The organism is Sphingomonas sp. BLCC-B65 (assembly GCF_028550675.1).
GTDB lineage: Bacteria > Actinomycetota > Actinomycetes > Actinomycetales > Microbacteriaceae > Microbacterium.
The window spans coordinates 1,463,496-1,480,743 of the sequence record NZ_JAQQGL010000001.1; the positions used below are offsets into that span (position 1 = coordinate 1,463,496).

Consider the following 17,248-nt stretch of genomic DNA (forward strand, 5'->3'; position numbering starts at 1 on the left):
TCAGGCTCCTTCGGAAACGGTGGCGGAGGCGGCGGAGGCGGCGACCGGTGCGGATGCCGCGGCCAGCGCGCGCAGCCCCCAGGCCACACGCAGCTGGAAGCTCAGGAAGGCGATGAGCTGCGACAGCGAGACGATGTCGTCGGGGCTCCACCCGGCATCCACGAGGTCCTGAAGCGCCTCGGCGCGCGCCTCGCGCGGACGGAAGACGAGCAGATGTGCGTGCGCGAACGCGCCGGACAGTCGCGGGCCCAGGTCGGAGGCGGTCGCGGCATCCGGAGTCCAGCGCACGCCGTCGGTGGACTCCGCCTGCAGGCGCGGCTCGCGATAGGCGCCGAACGGCCCGGTCGCGGCGGCGGAGGCCGCGGCGGACGCGACGACGGAGGTCAACGCGGGGGTCTCGTCGCCCAGGAGGTCGCCGTAGAACGCGGTCGCCGCGTCGAAACCGTGCAGCTGCGAGACGAACGAGGCGACCGCGTACCGCTCCGCCAGTGCGAACGTGCCCGGCTCGGCAGGCTCGAGCAGCGCCTCGAAGCTGCGCTGGGCGTTCTCGCGGGCCTGCGCGCGCTTCTCGCGCACCGCGGCGAGCGGATCGCTCGGCGCGATGCCGGCGAGCAGGTCGATGATGTCGGCGCTGGGGGTGGTCATGCGAGTCCTTCCGAGGAGGCGACGAGGGCGAGCGGACGATGGGCGTGGTGGAGCGCGGCGGCGGCGTCCGCTCCGACGGCGAAGCCGAGGCGCGGGGCGACCTCGCCGGCCAGCAGCTCGAGGGAGCGGAGGGTCAGCTCGTGGGTCGCCGCGATCGAGTGCACCTGGAACGAGACGTCGCTGGCCTCGGGCAGTGTGCGATCGGCCGACAGCGATGCGACCACCTCGTCGACGGTGCCGACGTGGGTATCGGTGAGGCGGACGAGCTCGTCGAGGGAGACGCCGTCGGTGTCGAGGCCGAACATGGTGCGCGCGAGGTGACGCAGGCCGTCACCGGCCAACTCGAGCGCGCGCGTACGGTTCTCCGGGTCGACGACGAGCGCCGTCCGGGAGGCGAGGACGCGGACGGGGGCGCCGTCGGGAAGAGCGGCCCGGTAGGCCTCGATGATCGGCAGCTGCAGCTCGTGCAGCGGCGCGTCGGGTGCGTCGGGCGTGCGCGGCTGCGTGCGCGAGAGCAGCAGGCCGTCACCGCGCTCCCCTGCCCGGCGGCCGCCGTCGATCGAGAACGTCGCCTGCCAGATGCGCGCCGACAGATCGCCCGCGGCGGGATAGATGCGCGAGTCGGTGCCGCGCACGCCGCGCCCTTCGAGGGCGTCGAGGAGCACGTCGAGGTGATCGGCGAAGATCTCGCGGCGACGGTCGGACTCGCGGCCGAACGCCGCGAACGAGGAGGGCGTCCCCCCGGTGGCCAGCCCCAGCTGCACGCGTCCGCCGCTGATCTGATCGAGCACCGTCGCATCCTCGGCGACGCGCAGCGGGTCATCCAGCGGAAGAGTGACGACGCCGGTGGCCAGCGCGATGCGGCTCGTGCGCTCCGCGGCGGCGGCCAGCAGCACGAACGGCGACGGCAGGCCGCCCTCGTGCTCGCCGAAATGGTGCTGCGCGAGCCAGGCCGAAGCGAAGCCGGCCTGTTCCGCGTGGGCGATCTGTTCGATCGCGAACCGGTAACGATCGGCGGCGGAGGCCTCTTCGAGCACGCGGCTGAAGAAGCCGAGACGGGGACCGCTCATGCGGATACCTCTTCCTGATGAGGGGCGGCGGAGTCGGGGGCGGTCAGGGCCGCCGGCGTGGATGCGGACTCTGAGCGCAGCGATGCCCCGGGGATCGCCGCGAGGAGCTCGCGCGTGTAGGCGTGCTGAGGACCGGCGAAGACCTCGGCGGCCGGGCCATGCTCGACCTGACGCCCCCGACGCAGTACCGAGACCGTGTCGGCGATCTGACGCACGACGGCGAGGTCGTGGGAGATGAACACGTAGGTGAGGCCCAGGTCGCTCTGCAGCCGGGCGAGCAGCCGCAGGATCTGGGCCTGCACGGTGACGTCCAGCGCCGAGACGGCCTCGTCGAGCACGACCAGCTCGGGTTCGACGATCAGGGCGCGCGCGATGGCGACACGCTGACGCTGCCCGCCGGAAAGCTCCCGCGGATGCCGCGACGCGATCTCGGGCGCGAGAGCGACCAGCTCGAGGTGATGGGCCACCCGCTCGGCCCGCTCGCCGCCGCTGCCGATGCCGAAGTTGCGCAGCGGCTCGGCGAGGATGTCGCCGATGCTCTGACGCGGATCGAGTGAGGCGTAGGGGTTCTGGTAGACCAGCTGGGTGGTGCGGTGGAACGCGCGGCGAGCACGTCCGCCGGCGAGCGCGGTGACCTCGGTGCCGCCGACGCGGATGGTGCCGCGCGTCGGGTCGTTGAAGCCCGCGATCGAGCGTCCCGTCGTGGTCTTGCCCGAGCCCGACTCGCCGACCAGCGCGTGCGTCGTCCCGCGCGCCACCGTGAACGACACGTCGTCGACGGCGACCAACGGTGAACGCCCGGCGCGGCGGAACTCCTGCGTGAGCCCGGTGACCTCGACCAGGGGTGCGGATGCCGCGGCCGGCGGCGCCGCCCGCTCGACGACGCGCGCGAGCGAGGGGGCGTCGGCCAGAAGCGTGCGGGTGTAGGGCGACGTCGGCGCGGCGAGCACCTGAGCGGTCGGTCCGGCCTCCTGCACCCGACCTGCCTGCATGACGACGAGCGCGTCGGAGCGGTCGGCGGCGACGGCGAGGTCGTGCGTGATGAAGAGGATGCCGGTGCCGGTCTCGGTCCGCAGCTCGTCGAGCAGGTCGAGGACCGTGCGCTGCACGGTGACATCGAGCGCGCTCGTCGGCTCGTCGGCGATGATCAGCTCGGGCTCGAGCGCGAGCGCGGCGGCGATGAGCACGCGCTGGCGCATACCGCCCGACAGCTCGTGCGGGTACTGGCGCGCGCGGGATTCGGGGTCGTCGATGCCGACGCGTTCCAGCAGATCGATGACGCGCGCGCGGATCTTGACGCGATCCTTCCACCCGTGGATGCGCAGCGCCTCGGCGACGCTCCACTCGATGGTTGCGACCGGGTTGAGCGAGTTGCCGGGGTCTTGCGGGATCAGGGCGATGCACCGACCGCGCAGGTGGCGCCACCGCCGCTCGGACAACCCGACGAGATCGGTCAGGCCGTCGGTGCGCTCGGAGAGGCGGATGCTTCCGCCCGACACGCGGCCGTTGGCGGCGAGCAGGCCGATGACCGACTGGGCGACGGTCGTCTTGCCCGAACCGGACTCGCCGACCAGAGCCGTGACCGCCCCCGCCTCGACGTCGAACGAGACCCCGCGGACGGCGTCGACCGTTCCGCGCCGCGTGCGGTACTCGACGGCGAGGTCGCGGATGGACAGCAGCGGCTGCGCGCTCATGCGGCATCCCCTCCTCGAAGGGCCTGGCTGAGGCGGTTGGTCGCCAGCACGACGACGACGACGATCAGCCCGGGCAAGACCGTGAGCCACCAGGCGGTGGCGACGTAGTTGCGCCCCTCGGCGATCAGCAGGCCCCACTCGGGCGTGGGCGGCGGCGCGCCGTAGCCGAGGAAGCCGAGGATCGAGATCTGCAGGATCGCCGAGCCGAACTGCAGCGCCGCCAGCGCGATCACCGGAGTCAACGAGTTGGGCAGGATGTGGCGCCACAGCACGCCGAGGAACGTGCCGCCCGAGCCGTAGGCCGCCTCGACGAAGTCCGACACGCGCACACTGACGACTCGCGAGCGCGCCAGCCGGGCGAACACGGCGATCGAGGTGACTCCGACCGCGACGGCCGCGCTCGTGGTGCCGAAGCCGAGCAGGATGACGACGCTGAGCGACAGCAGCAGACCGGGGATCGCGAGCAGCACGTCGACGAGACGCATGAGCGTTTCGTCGACGGCGCCGCCGAGCGCGCCGGCGGCGAGGCCGACGGCGGTGCCGACGACGAGACCGACGAGCACCGCGATGAGAGCGCCGATGATCGACTGCGACGCCCCGTAGACGACGCGGGTGTAGAGATCGCGGCCGGTCGCGTCGGTGCCGAACCAGTGCTCGGGGCTGGGCGCCTGCAGCGCGGGCGCGACGGTCTCGGTGGGGTTCTGCCCCGTGAACAGTCCCGGAAACAGCGCCCAGAGCAGCGCGACGAGGATGACGAGCGCGGGCAGGACGAACCCGACGCGCGCGAGGAGCGCCGCCCATCGAATGCCCCGGTCGGCGGACGGACCCGCGCCCGGACCCGTGGCGGCGGCGCCGTCGAGTCCGGCGGTGGTGGCCAGAGCGGTCATCGGTTTTCTCCTCGGGAGGAAGTGGTGGCCGCGATGGGGGTGCCGACCTCGGCATCCACGAGCTCGTCGACGGCACGGTCGGCGGCCTCCTCGCGCGGTGCCGCGGCCGACCCGCGGACACGGCCGGCGGTGCGCAGTCGCGCGTCGAGCACGGGATACAGCAGGTCGACGATCAGGTTGATGACGACGAAGGCGACCGTGGAGATCACGACGACGGCGAGCAGCACCGGGGTGTCGCGGTTGGCGACGGCCTGCGCCGTCAGCTGACCGATGCCGGCGCGGGCGAAGACCGTCTCGGTCACGACCGCGCCGCCCACCAGCTCGCCGAACAGCAGGCCGGCCATCGTGAGGGTCGGCAGCAGCGCGTTGCGGGCGACGTTTCGCCACAGCAGCCACGGCGTGCTGGCCCCGCGCGCACGGACCACCGCCACGAACGGCTGCTCGCGGACCTCGTCGATCGAACGCATCAGCACCTGGGAGAGGGGGGCCGCGATCGGGATCGCCAGCGTGATCACGGGCAGGATCAGTGCCTGCACCGGGTTCGCCCCGATCACCGGGACCAGACCCAGGCGGAAGGAGAACACCTGGATCAGGATGATGCCGATCCAGAACACCGGCAGCGACACGAACAGCGGCGGGATGCCGCGAAACACCCGGCGCAGCAGGCGACCCCCACCGTAGGTCGCGGTGAAGGCGATCGTCACCGCGAGGAACACCGCCAGCGCGAGTCCGAGCACCGCGAGGGTCAGCGTGGGCGGCAGCGCCGTCGCGATGAGATCGGAGACGGCGGCACCGCTGGCCACCGAGTAGCCGAAGTCTCCCGTCAAGAAGCCCGCGATCGAGCGGACGTACTGGACGACGAGCGGCTGATCGGCACCCAGCGACTGGCGGATCGCCTCGATCTGCTCGGGGGTGAGCCCCAGCTCGGGGCTCCCGTACCGGGCGATGACGGCGTCACCGGGGAGCGCGGCCAGCAGCAGGTAGGCCGCCGTGTAGGCCAGAGCGAGCACGAGCACCGCCTGGCCCACACGACGAAGGACGTACGTCATGGATTCCCGGATCTCCCGACTCAGCCCGCGAGCCAGGTCGAGTAGAAGGTCGGGCGTCCGACCGACTCGGTCTCGAAGCCCTGGACCTTGGCCGTCAGGCCGAAGACCTGCGGTTCCTCGAAGATCGGCAGGATGTACGCGTTCTCGGCGAGGTAGGTCTGCGCCGCCTCGGATGCCGCCTGACGCTGGGCCGTGGTCGGCTCGGAGGCGATGGCCTGCAGAAGCGTGTCGAGCTGCGGGTCGCCGATGCTGCCGTCAGCCGGGTTCAGGTTGAGCAGCGTGTTGCGGTTCTTCGAGAAGTACTGCGACTTCAGCACATCGAAGTCCGCGCGGCCGACCATGGAGTGGTACACCTGGATGACGCTCTGGTCGGTCGACGCCTTGGTCTGCGCGGCCATGTCGCCGGCGAACAGGTTCACCTGGATGCCGAGCTTGCCCAGCTGCTCCTGGATGAGGGTCACGACCTCCTTCGAGCGCGGCTGCGGCAGCGCCTCGTTGAAGCTCAGCGTCAGCTTCTGGCCGTCCTTGGCACGGATGCCGTCGGATCCGAGGGTCCAGCCCGCGGCATCCAGCAGCGACGCGGCCTTGGCGGGGTCGTACGTGTAGTAAGAGGACGTGTCGACGTAGCCGAGCGCCGTCTTGGCGAGCGCCCCGGTGGCCAGCGGATAGTTCTTCGTGAACAGGGTGTCGACGATCTTCTGACGATCGATGCCGGCGATGATCGCCTGACGCACGCGCACGTCGGCCAGACGCGGCTCGCGGAAGCGGAAGCTCAGGCCGTTGTTCACGCCGTTGGTGGCAGCGGCGTGCAGTGACAGGCCGCCGGCGGCGAACTGCGCCTCGTCGGGGGCCGGGATGTTGCGGGCGATGTCGGCCTGGCCGGCGACGACGGTGCCGACGCGCACACTGTTCTCCGCCGCGACGACGTAATTGACGCCCGCGAGGTAGGCGGCGCCCTGGTGCTTCAGGGACGGCGGCGCCCAGTTGTAATCCTTGCGCGCGGTGACACTGGTCTGCGTGCCGATCTGCTCGTCGGAGATGACGAACGGACCGCTGCCGATGATCTTGGTGGCGTTACCCGGGCCGAACTGCTCGCTGGTGCGGTCGAGCGTCGCATCCGACAGCAGACCCGAGTTGATGGTCGAGACGGCCTGCGCGAAGCCGGGCGACGGCGCGGTGAAGTGGAACACGACCGTGTGGTCGCCGGTCACCTCGCCGTGGTCGTAGTTGTTGATCGCCTCCGACACCGGAAGCGCCCGAGCCTTGTCACCCTTGCCGTAGAGGTCGATGTTCTTCACGACGTTCGCGGCGGTCAGCGGCGTGCCGTCGGAGTAGGTGACATCGGTGCGCAGGTCGAACGTGTACTCGGTGGCGTCGTCGTTGACCTTGTAGTCGGTGGCGATCCACGGCTCGAGCTCGAGCGTCTCGGGGTTCTGGTAGAGGAGGCGGTCGGTCACGTTGTTGACGATGCCGCCGTTGGGGTAGAAGCCCGCGGACGGCGGATACAGCGTCGTCCAGGTCTGCGGCTCGAGATAGGTGAGGGTGCCGCCCGTCTGGGGCTCGCCCCCGGCCGAGGCGGACGGGGCGGCGGCGCCGGACGCGCAGCCGGCGAGCAGGGCGACGGCGGCGAGGGTGGATGCCGCCGCGAGAGTCGTACGGGTGAGTCGGGACATGGTGGTCTCCTGGTGTGCGCCGGGCGGCGCTGCGGTGTGCGGGATGATCCACCCCACCACGGCGCTGGCCATCGCGACCAGCCGCCGGTCACGTGACGTAAGCGAACGTCACGAAACGTCACACGCGAGGCGTTTCGGCTCGCTGCGCTCTGCGTTTCGGCTCGCTGCGCTCGCTCAACGACCGGAGTGGGGGCACCCCCGGTCGTTGAGCGAGGAGCGCAGCGACGAGTCGAAACGCGCCGCGCCGACGCTCAGGCCCGCGTCAGCAGGGCGACCGGCAGGTCGGCGAGCAGGATGCCGAGGCTCGCGGCCCCGCCGTCGATCTCACGCCCGGTGAATGCGTCGCGCCACCGACCCGCCGGAAGCATCACGGCCGTCCCGCCCCAGCCGCCGCGGTCAGCGAGACCGACCGGCAGCCTCGTCGCGACGGCGACCGCGCCTCCGCGATCGAACGCCAGGGCGTGCGCGTCGGCCGCGCCCACGACCGGGAGCGCGACGTAACGGGAGAACAGTTCGGGGCGCTCGCGCCGCAGGCGCAGCGTCCGCGAGACCACCAGCAGCTTGGCCGCGCCGGAATCGTCGATACCCGGCATCCATCCGCCGTCCAGGCGGGCGAGCAGTTCGCGGCGGCGCTCGATGTCCACCGGGCGCCGGTTGTCGGGGTCGACCAGCGAGAGGTCCCACAGCTCGGTGCCCTGGTACACGTCCGGCACGCCGGGACCGGCCAGGTGCAGCAGCGCGGCGGCGAGCGCGTTGGATCGGCCCGGCGCGACGAGGTCGCGCACGACGCTCTCCACGATCGGGCGCGCCGCACCGAAAGCGGCGTCGATCAGCGCGTGCACGCGCGCCTCGAACGCCTCATCGGGATCGGTCCAGCTGGTGCCGACGTCGCCCTCGCGCGCCGCCTTCTCGGCGTATGCGTGCAGCCGCTCGGGGAGGGCGGGATCGTCCGACCATGCGCCCACGACCGCCTGCCACAGCAGCGCGTCGAGCGGACCATCGCCGGTGGAGCCCTCCGCACGCAGCGCGTCGAGCGCCGTCGCCCAGCGATCGGGCATCTCCGCGAGCACCGACAGGCGTGCGCGGACATCGGCGGAGCGTTTCGTGTCGTGCGTCGTCAGGGTCGTCAGCGCAGCCGGCCACGACGCCTGCCGACGCGCGAAGGCGGCGTGCAGACCCTCGACCGGCAGAGCGAACTGCGACGGATCGCCGCCCACCTCGGTGAGCGAGGTGAGGCGCGTGTATCGGTAGAAGGCGCGATCTTCGACACCTTTGGCCATCACCGGCCCGGTCGTCTGCATGAAACGACGCGACAGCTCGGACGAGGCGTCCGCGACGGCATCGGCGACCTGGGCGAGCGCATCCGCCAGGTCAGGACGCCGAAGGGATGCCGCAGCCACGGCATCCGCGAGCACGTCGGCGCCGGCGGGAAGATACGCGCGGTAGACGGGGAAGGCTGCCAGCAGCTCCGCGAATGCGTCGCGCGCGCGATCGTCGCCCAGACCGGCCCGCAGGGACGGCGGCAGGCAGCGGATGAGCCGCCCCACCTCCGCCGCCTGAGACGTGTCGGCGATCTCCCGCTTGGTCCCGGCGATCATGTCGGCCCAACTCAGCCGGGCGCCGCGCAGCCGCTCGTCCTCTGCGGTGAGAGCCGCCTCACCGGCCGGGTCGACGAGCACGCGGTCGATCTCCCCGAGCGCGTCGTAGCCGGTGGTGCCCGTCGTCGCCCACCAGCCCGGCAGCTGCTCGCCGGGCTCGAGGATCTTCTCCACGTAGACGGGGAAGCTGCGAGTCGACGCGGGGCCGCGCGCCTGTGCGACCGCCGCGGCGAGCGCGTCGAGATAGCCGCCTGGATCGGCGAGGCCGTCGGGGTGGTCGATGCGCAGGCCGTCGACGAGCCCCTCTCGCACCCATCGGAGGATCTCGACGTGCGACGCCGCGAACACGTCGGGCAGCTCCACGCGCACCCCCGCGAGCGAGGTCACCGTGAAGAAGCGGCGGTAGTTGAGCTCCGCGGCATCCCGCCGCCACGACGTGAGCCGCCAGTGCTGGCGTTCGAGCACGTCGCGAACGGCCGTGCGGTCGGTCGTCGCGTGCAGCGGCGCCGTGCCGGGTGCGAGGGGGAGGACGAGGTCGTAGTAGCGGGCCGTCCCGGTCTCGTCGTCGGTGGTCGCAGGCCGTACCTCGATCTCGCCGGCGCCGAGCACCTCGTCGAGGTCGCCGCCCAGCACCGGCAGCACGACGCGTTCGGCACCGTGCGCCCAATCGATGTCGAAGCCCTGCGCGAATCGGGAAGCGCGCCCGTGGGTCAGGACGTCCCACCACCACGGGTTCTCGGTCGGATCGGCAACGCCCTGATGGTTCGGCACGATGTCGACGAGGATGCCGAGACCGGCCGCCCGCGCGGCGCAGACGAAGCGCTCGAGGCCAGCCCGGCCGCCCCGATCGTCGTCCACTCTCGTCGGGTCGACGACGTCGTAGCCGTGATCGGAGCCGGAGGCCGCCTGCAGGATCGGCGACAGGTAGGCCCAGTCGACGCCGAGATCGCGCAGGTAGTCGGTGACGGCGGCGGCGGCATCCAGATCAAACGACGCACGCACCTGCAGACGGTAGGTGGACGCGGGAAGACCGCGGCTGTCGGCGATCACGGTCAGTGCGGCAGCTCGGTCTGCGGGGCCGGGGAGCGGACGATGTCGATCGGCACCGTCAGCGCCGCCAGCGACGCGGCGACGGAGTGGTCGACGTCGGGCTTGTCCTCCTGATAGTCGCGCAGGACGATGAGCGAGCGGCCCGCGAGCTCCACGGCCTCTCCCCCGCGGCGCGGCTCGGTGTCGGTGAGCTGTCCCGTGGTGTCGACGACGATCTCCCACTGCGGACTGAACTCGGCGCGCGGGATCGTGAACGAGAGCCCTTCGTCGCCCGCGTTGAACAGGATGAAGAAGTGGCGATCCTCGATCTGCTCGCCGCGCCGATCGCGCTCACGGATGCCGTCGCCGTTGAGGAACACCCCGACCGCCCGGCCGAAGCCGGACTCCCAGTCCTCGGGCTGCATCTCGGTGCCGTCGGGGCGCAGCCACGCGATGTCGGGCAGCGGCGCACCCTCCTCGCGGCGGACGGGCCGGCCGTCGAAGAAGCGGCTGCGCCGGAACGTCGGATGCTCGCGGCGCAACCGGGCGAGGGCGGCCGTGAACTCCACGAGCGGCTGATCGACGTGATTCCAGTCGATCCAGGTGATGTCGTTGTCCTGCGCGTACCCGTTGTTGTTGCCGCCCTGCGTGCGGCCCAGCTCATCGCCGTGCGAGATCATCGGCACGCCCTGGCTGAGCAGCAGCGTGGCAAGGAAGTTGCGCTGCTGGCGCGCGCGCAGCATCAGGACGCCCTGGTCGTCGGTGGGGCCTTCCACACCGCAGTTCCACGATCGGTTGTGCGATTCGCCGTCGTTGTTGTCCTCGCCGTTGGCCTCGTTGTGCTTCTCGTTGTACGAGACGAGGTCGCGGAGCGTGAAGCCGTCGTGCGCGGTGACGAAGTTGATGGAGGCGACCGGTCGACGCCCCGAGTTCTCGTACAGGTCTGCCGAGCCCGTCAGCCGCGACGCGAACTCGCCCAGTGTCGCCGGCTCGCCGCGCCACAGGTCGCGGACGGTGTCGCGGTACTTGCCGTTCCACTCCGTCCACTGCGGCGGGAAGTTGCCCACTTGGTAGCCGCCGGGGCCGATGTCCCAGGGTTCGGCGATGAGCTTGACCTGCGAGATCACCGGATCCTGCTGCACGATCTCGAAGAAGGCCGCGAGTCGATCGACCTCATAGAACTCGCGGGCGAGGGTCGCCGCCAGATCGAACCGGAAGCCGTCGACGTGCATCTCCAGCACCCAGTAGCGGAGGGAGTCCATGATCAGCTGGAGGGTGTGCGGGTTGCCGACGTTCATGCTGTTGCCGGTGCCGGTGTAGTCGGTGTAGTACCGCTTGTCGTCGGCTTCGAGCCGGTAGTACGCCTCGTTGTCGATGCCGCGCATCGACAACGTCGGGCCCATGTGGTTGCCCTCCGCGGTGTGGTTGTAGACCACGTCGAGGATGACCTCGATGCCCGCGGCGTGCAGGGCTTTCACCATGCTCTTGAACTCCTGCACCTGCTGACCGCGCTGACCGGTCGAGGAGTAGGTGTTCTGCGGCGCGAGGAAGGCGATCGTGTTGTAGCCCCAGTAGTTGCTGAGACCCTTCTCCTGCAGGGTGGAGTCGTTGACGAACTGGTGCACCGGCATGAGCTCGATCGCGGTCACGCCGATGTGCTTGAGGTGCTCGATGACGGCGGGATGCGCGATCGCGCTGTACGTGCCGCGGATCTCCTCGGGGATCTCGGGATGCAGCTGCGTCAGCCCCTTGACGTGGGCCTCATAGATGACGGTCTCGGCATACGGGGTCTTCGGCAGCCGGTCGCCCGCCCAGTCGAAGAAGGGGTTGACGACGACGCCCTTCATCATGGCGGCGGCCGAGTCCTCGTCGTTGCGGGAGTCGGGGTCGCCGAAGTCGTAGCCGAACACCGACTGCCCCCAGTGGACCTGCCCTTCGACCGCCTTGGCGTAGGGGTCGAGCAGCAGCTTGTTGGGGTTGAACCGATGCCCGTTGGCGGGATCATTCGGCCCGTGCACGCGATAGCCATATCGCTGGCCCGGCTGCACCGTGGGCAGATACACGTGCCACACGAACGCATCGACGTCGCGCATCTCGATGCGCGTCTCTTTGCCGCGGTCGCCGAACAGACACAGCTCGACACGCTCGGCACCCTCACTGAACAGCGCGAAGTTCGTTCCACTGCCGTCGAACGTCGCCCCGAGCGGGTACGCGGATCCTGGCCATGCCTGCATGTGCGACTCCCTGTGCGATGACATCGTTCGGTGACACCGTTGCCACACGCTCGAACCGTGACGAGACCATCCCGTGACGAGTTCAGCCTAGGCCTCGGACCCTCTCGTCGGGGTGTGGGACGGTGGGTCTGGACGCGGGCGCGCGGAGTTGCTATGCGCCGCGGCATCCCGCGAGAAACCAGCCTCGGAGCGAGAAACACGTGCAGACGTGATGTCTCGCAGCGGGGATGGTTTCTCGCTGGCTGCAGGACGCCGGCGGTGCGGGATGCCGTCAGGCGGCGAGGATGCGGGCGGCCTGACGAGCGGCCCCGAGCGCGACGTACTCGCCCGCCGCGGGCACGTCCACCGGCACGCCGAGCACGTCGGGGGCGATGCGCCGCACCGCCTCGGACTGCGCGCCGCCGCCGACCAGCAGCGCCCGTTCGATCGGCACACCGAGCCCGCGGATGGCATCCAGGCCGGCCGCGAGTCCTCGCAGCATGCCCTCCACCGCCGCGCGGGCGAGGTTCTCGCGCGTCGTGGAGGCGAGCGTCATGCCCGTCAGCTCCGCTGTGGCGTCCGGCAGGTTGGGCGTGCGCTCCCCCTCGAAGTACGGCAGCAACCGCAGACCGGCGGCTCCGGCGGGAGCGGCGAGAGCGAGCGCGCTCAGCTCATCGTGATCGACAGCGAGGAGCCGTGCCGTCACATCGAGCACCCGCGCCGCGTTGAGCGTGGCGACGAGCGGAAGGAAGTGACCGGCGGCGTCGGCGAAGCCGGCGACGGTGCCGGTCGGGTCGATCGTGCGCTGCGCACTGACCGCGAACACCGTGCCGCTCGTGCCGATCGACACGACGACGTCGCCGACGTCGGCACCGACGCCCAGGGCGGCGGCCGCGTTGTCGCCCGCGCCGGGGCCGACCCGACGGCCCGCGGCATCCAACACCCACTCGTCCGGGCCGAGCACCCGCGGCAGGGCGGCGTCGTGACCGAGCGCGGCGACGAGCAGATCGCGATCGTAGGCACCTGTCGCGGGGTTCCAGTAGCCCGTCCCCGAGGCGTCCGACCGGTCGGTGGTCAGCTCGTCGAATGCCACCGCACCCTCGACCACCGGACCGAAGCCGCGCAGACGCCAGGTCAGCCAGTCGTGCGGCAGCGCGACGGCGGCGACGGCGGCGGCGTTGTCGGGCTCGACGTCACGCAGCCATCGCAGCTTCGTGATCGTGAAGGAGGCCACGGGCACGAGACCCGTGCGCGTGGCCAGCGCCTCGCCGCCGAACTCGGCGACGAGGTCGGCGGCGGCCGGCGCCGACCGGGTGTCGTTCCACAGCAGCGCGTCGCGGACGACCGCACCGGTCGCATCGAGCGCGACCATGCCGTGCTGCTGGCCGCCGATCGCCCATGCCTCGACGTCCGTCATGCCGCCGGCATCCGCGATCGCGGCCTGGAGCGCGCTCCACCACGCCTCGGGGTCGACGCTCGTCCCGTCGGGATGCGACGCGCGCCCCGAACGGACCACGGCTCCCGTCTCCGCATCGACGATGACGACCTTGCAGGACTGCGTCGAGCTGTCGACGCCCATCACGAGTGCCATCTCGGCATCCTCTCTCGGTGGACCGCCACCACCCGCCGAGACACCGGATCCGCACCGAGACACCGGCGTGCGGCGGGTGTCTCGGTGCGGACGTGGTGTCTCGCGGGCGGGGCGGTCGGGCGGATGCCGGGGTCAGCGGGCGCCGAGCAGGTGCTCGGTGGCCAGCTGCTGCAGGCGGACGAAACCGAAGCCCTTGCCACCGAGGTAGGCGTCGGTGTCGAAGTCCTCGTAGGCGGAGCGGTCGGCCACGAAGTCGTCGTAGCTCTCGCCCTCGGCGAACGTCGGCTGAGCGAGCTCGGCCACGCGCGCAGCGGCGAGTGCCTCCTGCACCTCCGGATCGGCGCGGAAAGCGGCCGCCCGCTCCTTCAGCAGCAGGTACGTGCGCATGTTTGCGGCTGCCGAGTCCCAGACGCCGGTCTCGTCCTCGGTGCGCGAGGGCTTGTAATCGAAGTGGCGCGGTCCCTCGTAGGCCGGGCCGCCGTTCGGACCCCCGTTTTCGAGCAGGTCGACCAGCGCGAACGCATTGTGCAGGTCGCCGTGGCCGAACACGAGGTCCTGGTCGTACTTGATGCCGCGCTGGCCGTTGAGGTCGATGTGGAAGAGCTTGCCGTGGTACAGCGCCTGGGCGATGCCGGCCGCGAAGTTCAGCCCCGCCATCTGCTCATGACCGACCTCGGGGTTCAGGCCCACGAGCTCGGGACGCTCGAGCGAGTCGATGAAGGCGAGGGCGTGCCCGACCGTCGGCAGGAGGATGTCGCCGCGCGGCTCGTTCGGCTTGGGCTCGATCGCGAAGCGGATGTCATAGCCCTTGCTGACGACGTAATCGCCGAGGAAGTTGACGGCTTCGCGGTAGCGCTCCAGCGCCTGGCGGATGTCCTTCGCGGAGTCGTACTCGGCGCCTTCGCGACCGCCCCACATGACGAACGTCTGCGCGCCGAGCTCGGCTCCGAGGTCGATCTGGCGCAGCACCTTGCGGATGGCGAAGCGGCGTACGTCGCGGTCGTTCGAGGTGAAGCCGCCGTCCTTGAAGACGGGGGCGCTGAAGAGGTTGGTCGTGACCATCGGCACCTTCAGTCCCGTCGCGTCCAGCGCGCCCTTGAGACGGTCGATCTGGTGCTGACGGTCGGCGTCGCTGGAGCCGAAGGGGAAGAGATCGTCGTCGTGGAAGGTCAGCCCATACGCCCCCAGCTCGGCGAGCTTCTCGACCGCGTGCACGACGTCGAGCGGCGGACGGGTCGGGCCTCCGAACGGGTCGGTGCCGTTGTAGCCGATGGTCCAGAGACCGAAGGTGAACTTGTCGGCGGGGGTCGGGGTGGTCATGACGCTCCTTCGCGGTCTCCCGGGTGGGAGGTTTGTTGTTGACAGCAACCTATACCACGACGCACCCGTCGTCTACCGCGACGCCCGGCACCCGCGCCTCTAGGGTGGACGCGTGGCACGCGCAGAAGGAACCGTCGAGGGCGTTCGGCGCGCCAACCTCTCCCGCGTGCTGCGGCTCGTTCACGAAGACGGCCCCCTCTCGCGCGCGGCACTCACCGAGACGACGGGTCTGAACCGGTCCACGGTCGGCGCGCTGGTCGCCGACCTCGTCAGCGCGGGCCTCGCCACCGAGGGCGCCCCCGAGATGCACCGGCGGGTGGGACGGCCCTCACCGTCGGTCGCGGCCGCCGCGGACGTGGTCGCCATCGCGGTCAATCCCGAGGTCGACGCCCTCACCGTGGCCGCCATCGGACTCGATCGCGCGATCGTGTGCCGCGAGCGCATCGAGCTCGCCGGACTGCTCACCCCCCACGAGGCCACCGCGCTCACCGCCGAGGTGGTCGAACGCTGGCGCACGGGGGTGCTCGCCTCGCACCGCATCGTCGGCATCGGCATCGCGGTGCCCGGGCTGGTGCGCTCCGCCGATGGGCTCGTGCGCCGCGCCCCGCACCTCGACTGGACCGACGCCCCGCTGCGCGACGAGCTCGCGCAGGCCACAGGCCTGCCGACGGCGATCGACAACGACGCGACGCTCGGCGCCCTCGCCGAGAGCCGCTACGGAGCCGGTCGCGGCGTCGCCGATCTGATCTACGTCAACGGCGGCGCGAGCGGCATCGGCGGCGGCCTGGTGATCGGCGGCCACCTCGTGCGCGGCGCGGGCGGCTACGCCGGCGAGCTCGGCCAGAACAGGCCGGGCATCGCACAGCCGGCGGATCGTCGCTCGGGCGCGCAGGGCACCCTGGAAGACGAGGTGAGTCGCTCGCGCCTGCTCGCCGTCGTGGGGCTGCACAGCGCGGACGAACCCACACTCGAGGAGGCGATCCGCACCTCGGGGAGCGTGGAGGTCGCGGCGGAGGTCGAACGCCAGCGCCGCATTCTCGCGACGGCGTTGGCGAACGCCGTGAACGTGCTCAACCCGTCGACCGTCATCCTCGGCGGCTTCCTGGCGACGATCCTCGACCAGGATGCCGAGGCCCTCCAGAGCGCCGTCCGCGAGCAGGCCATGGCCATGAACGTCGAAGACCTGCACCTGCGTGCGGCCGACCTGGGCCCCGACCGCCTGCTCGTGGGCGCGGCCGAGATCGCCTTCGACGCGCTGCTCACCGACCCCCTCGACGCACTGCCCGGCGCACTGCCCGACGCGGGCTGACCCCCGGCATCCGCGCGCTCAGCGCAGCGGCGCGGTGGTGGCGCGCGGGATGAGCCGCGTGGGAAGAACGAGGTGTGTGGCCTCGGGCGCGCCCCCGCCGAGCATCGTGACCAGCATCCGCGCGGCTTCGGCGCCGAGGCGCTGGATGGGCTGGCGCACCGTGCTGAGCGGACGCGCCGTGAGGAAGGCCTCGGGGATGTCGTCGAAGCCGATGACCGACAGATCGCCCGGCACGTCCAGTCCCAGCTCCCCCGCCACTTCGATGAGCCCGAGCGCCGTGCGGTCGTTCGCGGCGAAGACGGCCGTGGGCCGGTCAGACTGCTGCAACAGCGCACGCCCGACGACCCGGACCGTGTCGGGGTCGTACATCCCCACGGCCACGAGGGCGGGGTCGAAGCGGATGCCGGCATGGCGCAGCGCGCGGCGGTAGCCCGCCTCGCGCATCTCCGACGAGCGCAGCTCGGGACGCCCCGCGAGGAACCCGATGCGCCGATGCCCGAGTTCGAGGAGGTGCGTCGTCGCCTCGAAGCCTCCGGCGAGGCTGTCGGACTCGACCGAGGGAATGTCGACGCGACCGGCGTGCGGGTCGACCGCGACGATCGGCACGTCGGCGTTGACGCCGACGACCGTGGGGGTGACCATGATGGCGGCATCGATGAGTGTGCCGCTGAGCCGACTGAGCGAGCGACGTTCCCACCCCTGCGGATCGCTGTCGCGCGCACCCGCGTACGCGAGCAGATCGTAGCGGTGGCTGCTGAGCGCCGCACCGACGCCCTTCAGCACCTCCGCGCTGAACGGCTCGAAGTCCGAGACGAGCACGCCGACGACCCCCGTTCGGCGGGAGCGCATGCTGCTCGCGACGAGGCTCGACTCGTAGCCGAGCTCGGCCACGGCATCCAGTACGCGCGACACCGTCGCACTGGCGACGCCATACCGCCCGTTGACCGCTTTGGACACCGTGGCGACCGACACTCCGGCGGCGGCGGCGACGTCATGGATGGTGGCTCTGCGACTCACGGGGCGATCCTATGGGGACGGAAACGTTATTGAAAAGGTTTTTGAAAACGTTTGACGTTGTTGACAACAAATGGACACACTGGTGCACATTCCGGCCCGAACCCGTTCACCGGAATGCTCCGTGCCCCGAATGACCGGGGTGAGGCTCAATGA

The 17,248-nt window shown here is 71.1% G+C and carries 12 protein-coding genes; 1 reads left to right on the top strand and 11 read right to left on the bottom strand.

Annotation, left to right across the window (positions count from 1 at the left end):
* The 10 genes from PP359_RS07040 to xylA form a co-directional block, all read right to left on the bottom strand.
* Entirely contained in the window at window positions 1-645 is a 645-nt protein-coding gene (locus PP359_RS07040) for a CMD domain protein (RefSeq protein WP_499250187.1), read from the bottom strand.
* The gene (locus PP359_RS07045; protein WP_036317391.1) at window positions 642-1,715 is read right to left on the bottom strand and encodes a putative FMN-dependent luciferase-like monooxygenase; all 1,074 of its coding nucleotides are present in this window, start codon (window positions 1,713-1,715) and stop codon (window positions 642-644) included. Before PP359_RS07045 ends, PP359_RS07040 begins: the two co-directional genes overlap by 4 nt.
* Complete coding sequence (locus tag PP359_RS07050; RefSeq protein ID WP_499250188.1) at window positions 1,712-3,409, bottom strand: dipeptide ABC transporter ATP-binding protein; 1,698 nt, start codon at window positions 3,407-3,409, stop codon at window positions 1,712-1,714. The genes PP359_RS07045 and PP359_RS07050 overlap by 4 nt, the downstream gene beginning before the upstream one ends.
* Window positions 3,406-4,296 carry an ABC transporter permease gene (locus PP359_RS07055; RefSeq protein WP_499250189.1) on the bottom strand — a complete coding sequence of 297 codons (891 nt, stop codon included), beginning with the start codon at window positions 4,294-4,296 and terminating at the stop codon, window positions 3,406-3,408. The genes PP359_RS07050 and PP359_RS07055 overlap by 4 nt, the downstream gene beginning before the upstream one ends.
* A complete protein-coding gene (locus PP359_RS07060) occupies window positions 4,293-5,345 on the bottom strand; it encodes an ABC transporter permease (protein WP_039416744.1) in 1,053 nt (350 codons plus the stop codon). Before PP359_RS07060 ends, PP359_RS07055 begins: the two co-directional genes overlap by 4 nt.
* A 20-nt stretch (window positions 5,346-5,365) precedes the next feature.
* Window positions 5,366-7,018 carry a TIGR04028 family ABC transporter substrate-binding protein gene (locus PP359_RS07065; protein ID WP_499250190.1) on the bottom strand — a complete coding sequence of 551 codons (1,653 nt, stop codon included), beginning with the start codon at window positions 7,016-7,018 and terminating at the stop codon, window positions 5,366-5,368.
* Between the two features lie 251 nt (window positions 7,019-7,269).
* Entirely contained in the window at window positions 7,270-9,666 is a 2,397-nt protein-coding gene (gene treY, locus PP359_RS07070; protein ID WP_499250191.1) for a malto-oligosyltrehalose synthase, read from the bottom strand.
* Window positions 9,667-9,668: 2 nt separating this feature from the next.
* Window positions 9,669-11,879 (bottom strand): glycogen debranching protein GlgX, encoded by a 2,211-nt coding sequence (gene glgX / locus PP359_RS07075; protein ID WP_295777858.1) that lies wholly within the window; start codon window positions 11,877-11,879, stop codon window positions 9,669-9,671.
* Between the two features lie 271 nt (window positions 11,880-12,150).
* Window positions 12,151-13,449 carry a xylulokinase gene (gene xylB, locus PP359_RS07080; protein WP_347418308.1) on the bottom strand — a complete coding sequence of 433 codons (1,299 nt, stop codon included), beginning with the start codon at window positions 13,447-13,449 and terminating at the stop codon, window positions 12,151-12,153.
* Window positions 13,450-13,581: 132 nt separating this feature from the next.
* Window positions 13,582-14,769, bottom strand: a complete 1,188-nt coding sequence (xylA, locus tag PP359_RS07085) for a xylose isomerase (RefSeq protein WP_347418307.1) — start codon at window positions 14,767-14,769, stop codon at window positions 13,582-13,584.
* Between the two features lie 112 nt (window positions 14,770-14,881).
* Between xylA and PP359_RS07090 the strand changes: the two genes are divergently transcribed.
* Window positions 14,882-16,078: an ROK family transcriptional regulator gene (locus PP359_RS07090; RefSeq protein WP_433720267.1), complete on the top strand. Its 1,197-nt coding sequence runs from the start codon at window positions 14,882-14,884 to the stop codon at window positions 16,076-16,078.
* Window positions 16,079-16,096: 18 nt separating this feature from the next.
* Here the strand turns inward: PP359_RS07090 and PP359_RS07095 are convergent, their stop codons facing one another.
* A complete protein-coding gene (locus tag PP359_RS07095; RefSeq protein ID WP_036318433.1) occupies window positions 16,097-17,095 on the bottom strand; it encodes a LacI family DNA-binding transcriptional regulator in 999 nt (332 codons plus the stop codon).
* Between the last annotated feature and the right edge of the window lie 153 nt (window positions 17,096-17,248).

Bases quoted from the DNA above. Each gene is read 5' to 3' on its own strand.
- PP359_RS07040 (WP_499250187.1), bottom strand. From the start codon at position 645: ATGACCACCCCCAGCGCCGACATCATCGACCTGCTCGCCGGCATCGCG.
- PP359_RS07045 (WP_036317391.1), bottom strand. From the start codon at position 1,715: ATGAGCGGTCCCCGTCTCGGCTTCTTCAGCCGCGTGCTCGAAGAGGCC.
- PP359_RS07050 (WP_499250188.1), bottom strand. From the start codon at position 3,409: ATGAGCGCGCAGCCGCTGCTGTCCATCCGCGACCTCGCCGTCGAGTAC.
- PP359_RS07055 (WP_499250189.1), bottom strand. From the start codon at position 4,296: ATGACCGCTCTGGCCACCACCGCCGGACTCGACGGCGCCGCCGCCACG.
- PP359_RS07060 (WP_039416744.1), bottom strand. From the start codon at position 5,345: ATGACGTACGTCCTTCGTCGTGTGGGCCAGGCGGTGCTCGTGCTCGCT.
- PP359_RS07065 (WP_499250190.1), bottom strand. From the start codon at position 7,018: ATGTCCCGACTCACCCGTACGACTCTCGCGGCGGCATCCACCCTCGCC.
- glgX (WP_295777858.1), bottom strand. From the start codon at position 11,879: ATGCAGGCATGGCCAGGATCCGCGTACCCGCTCGGGGCGACGTTCGAC.
- xylB (WP_347418308.1), bottom strand. From the start codon at position 13,449: ATGGCACTCGTGATGGGCGTCGACAGCTCGACGCAGTCCTGCAAGGTC.
- xylA (WP_347418307.1), bottom strand. From the start codon at position 14,769: ATGACCACCCCGACCCCCGCCGACAAGTTCACCTTCGGTCTCTGGACC.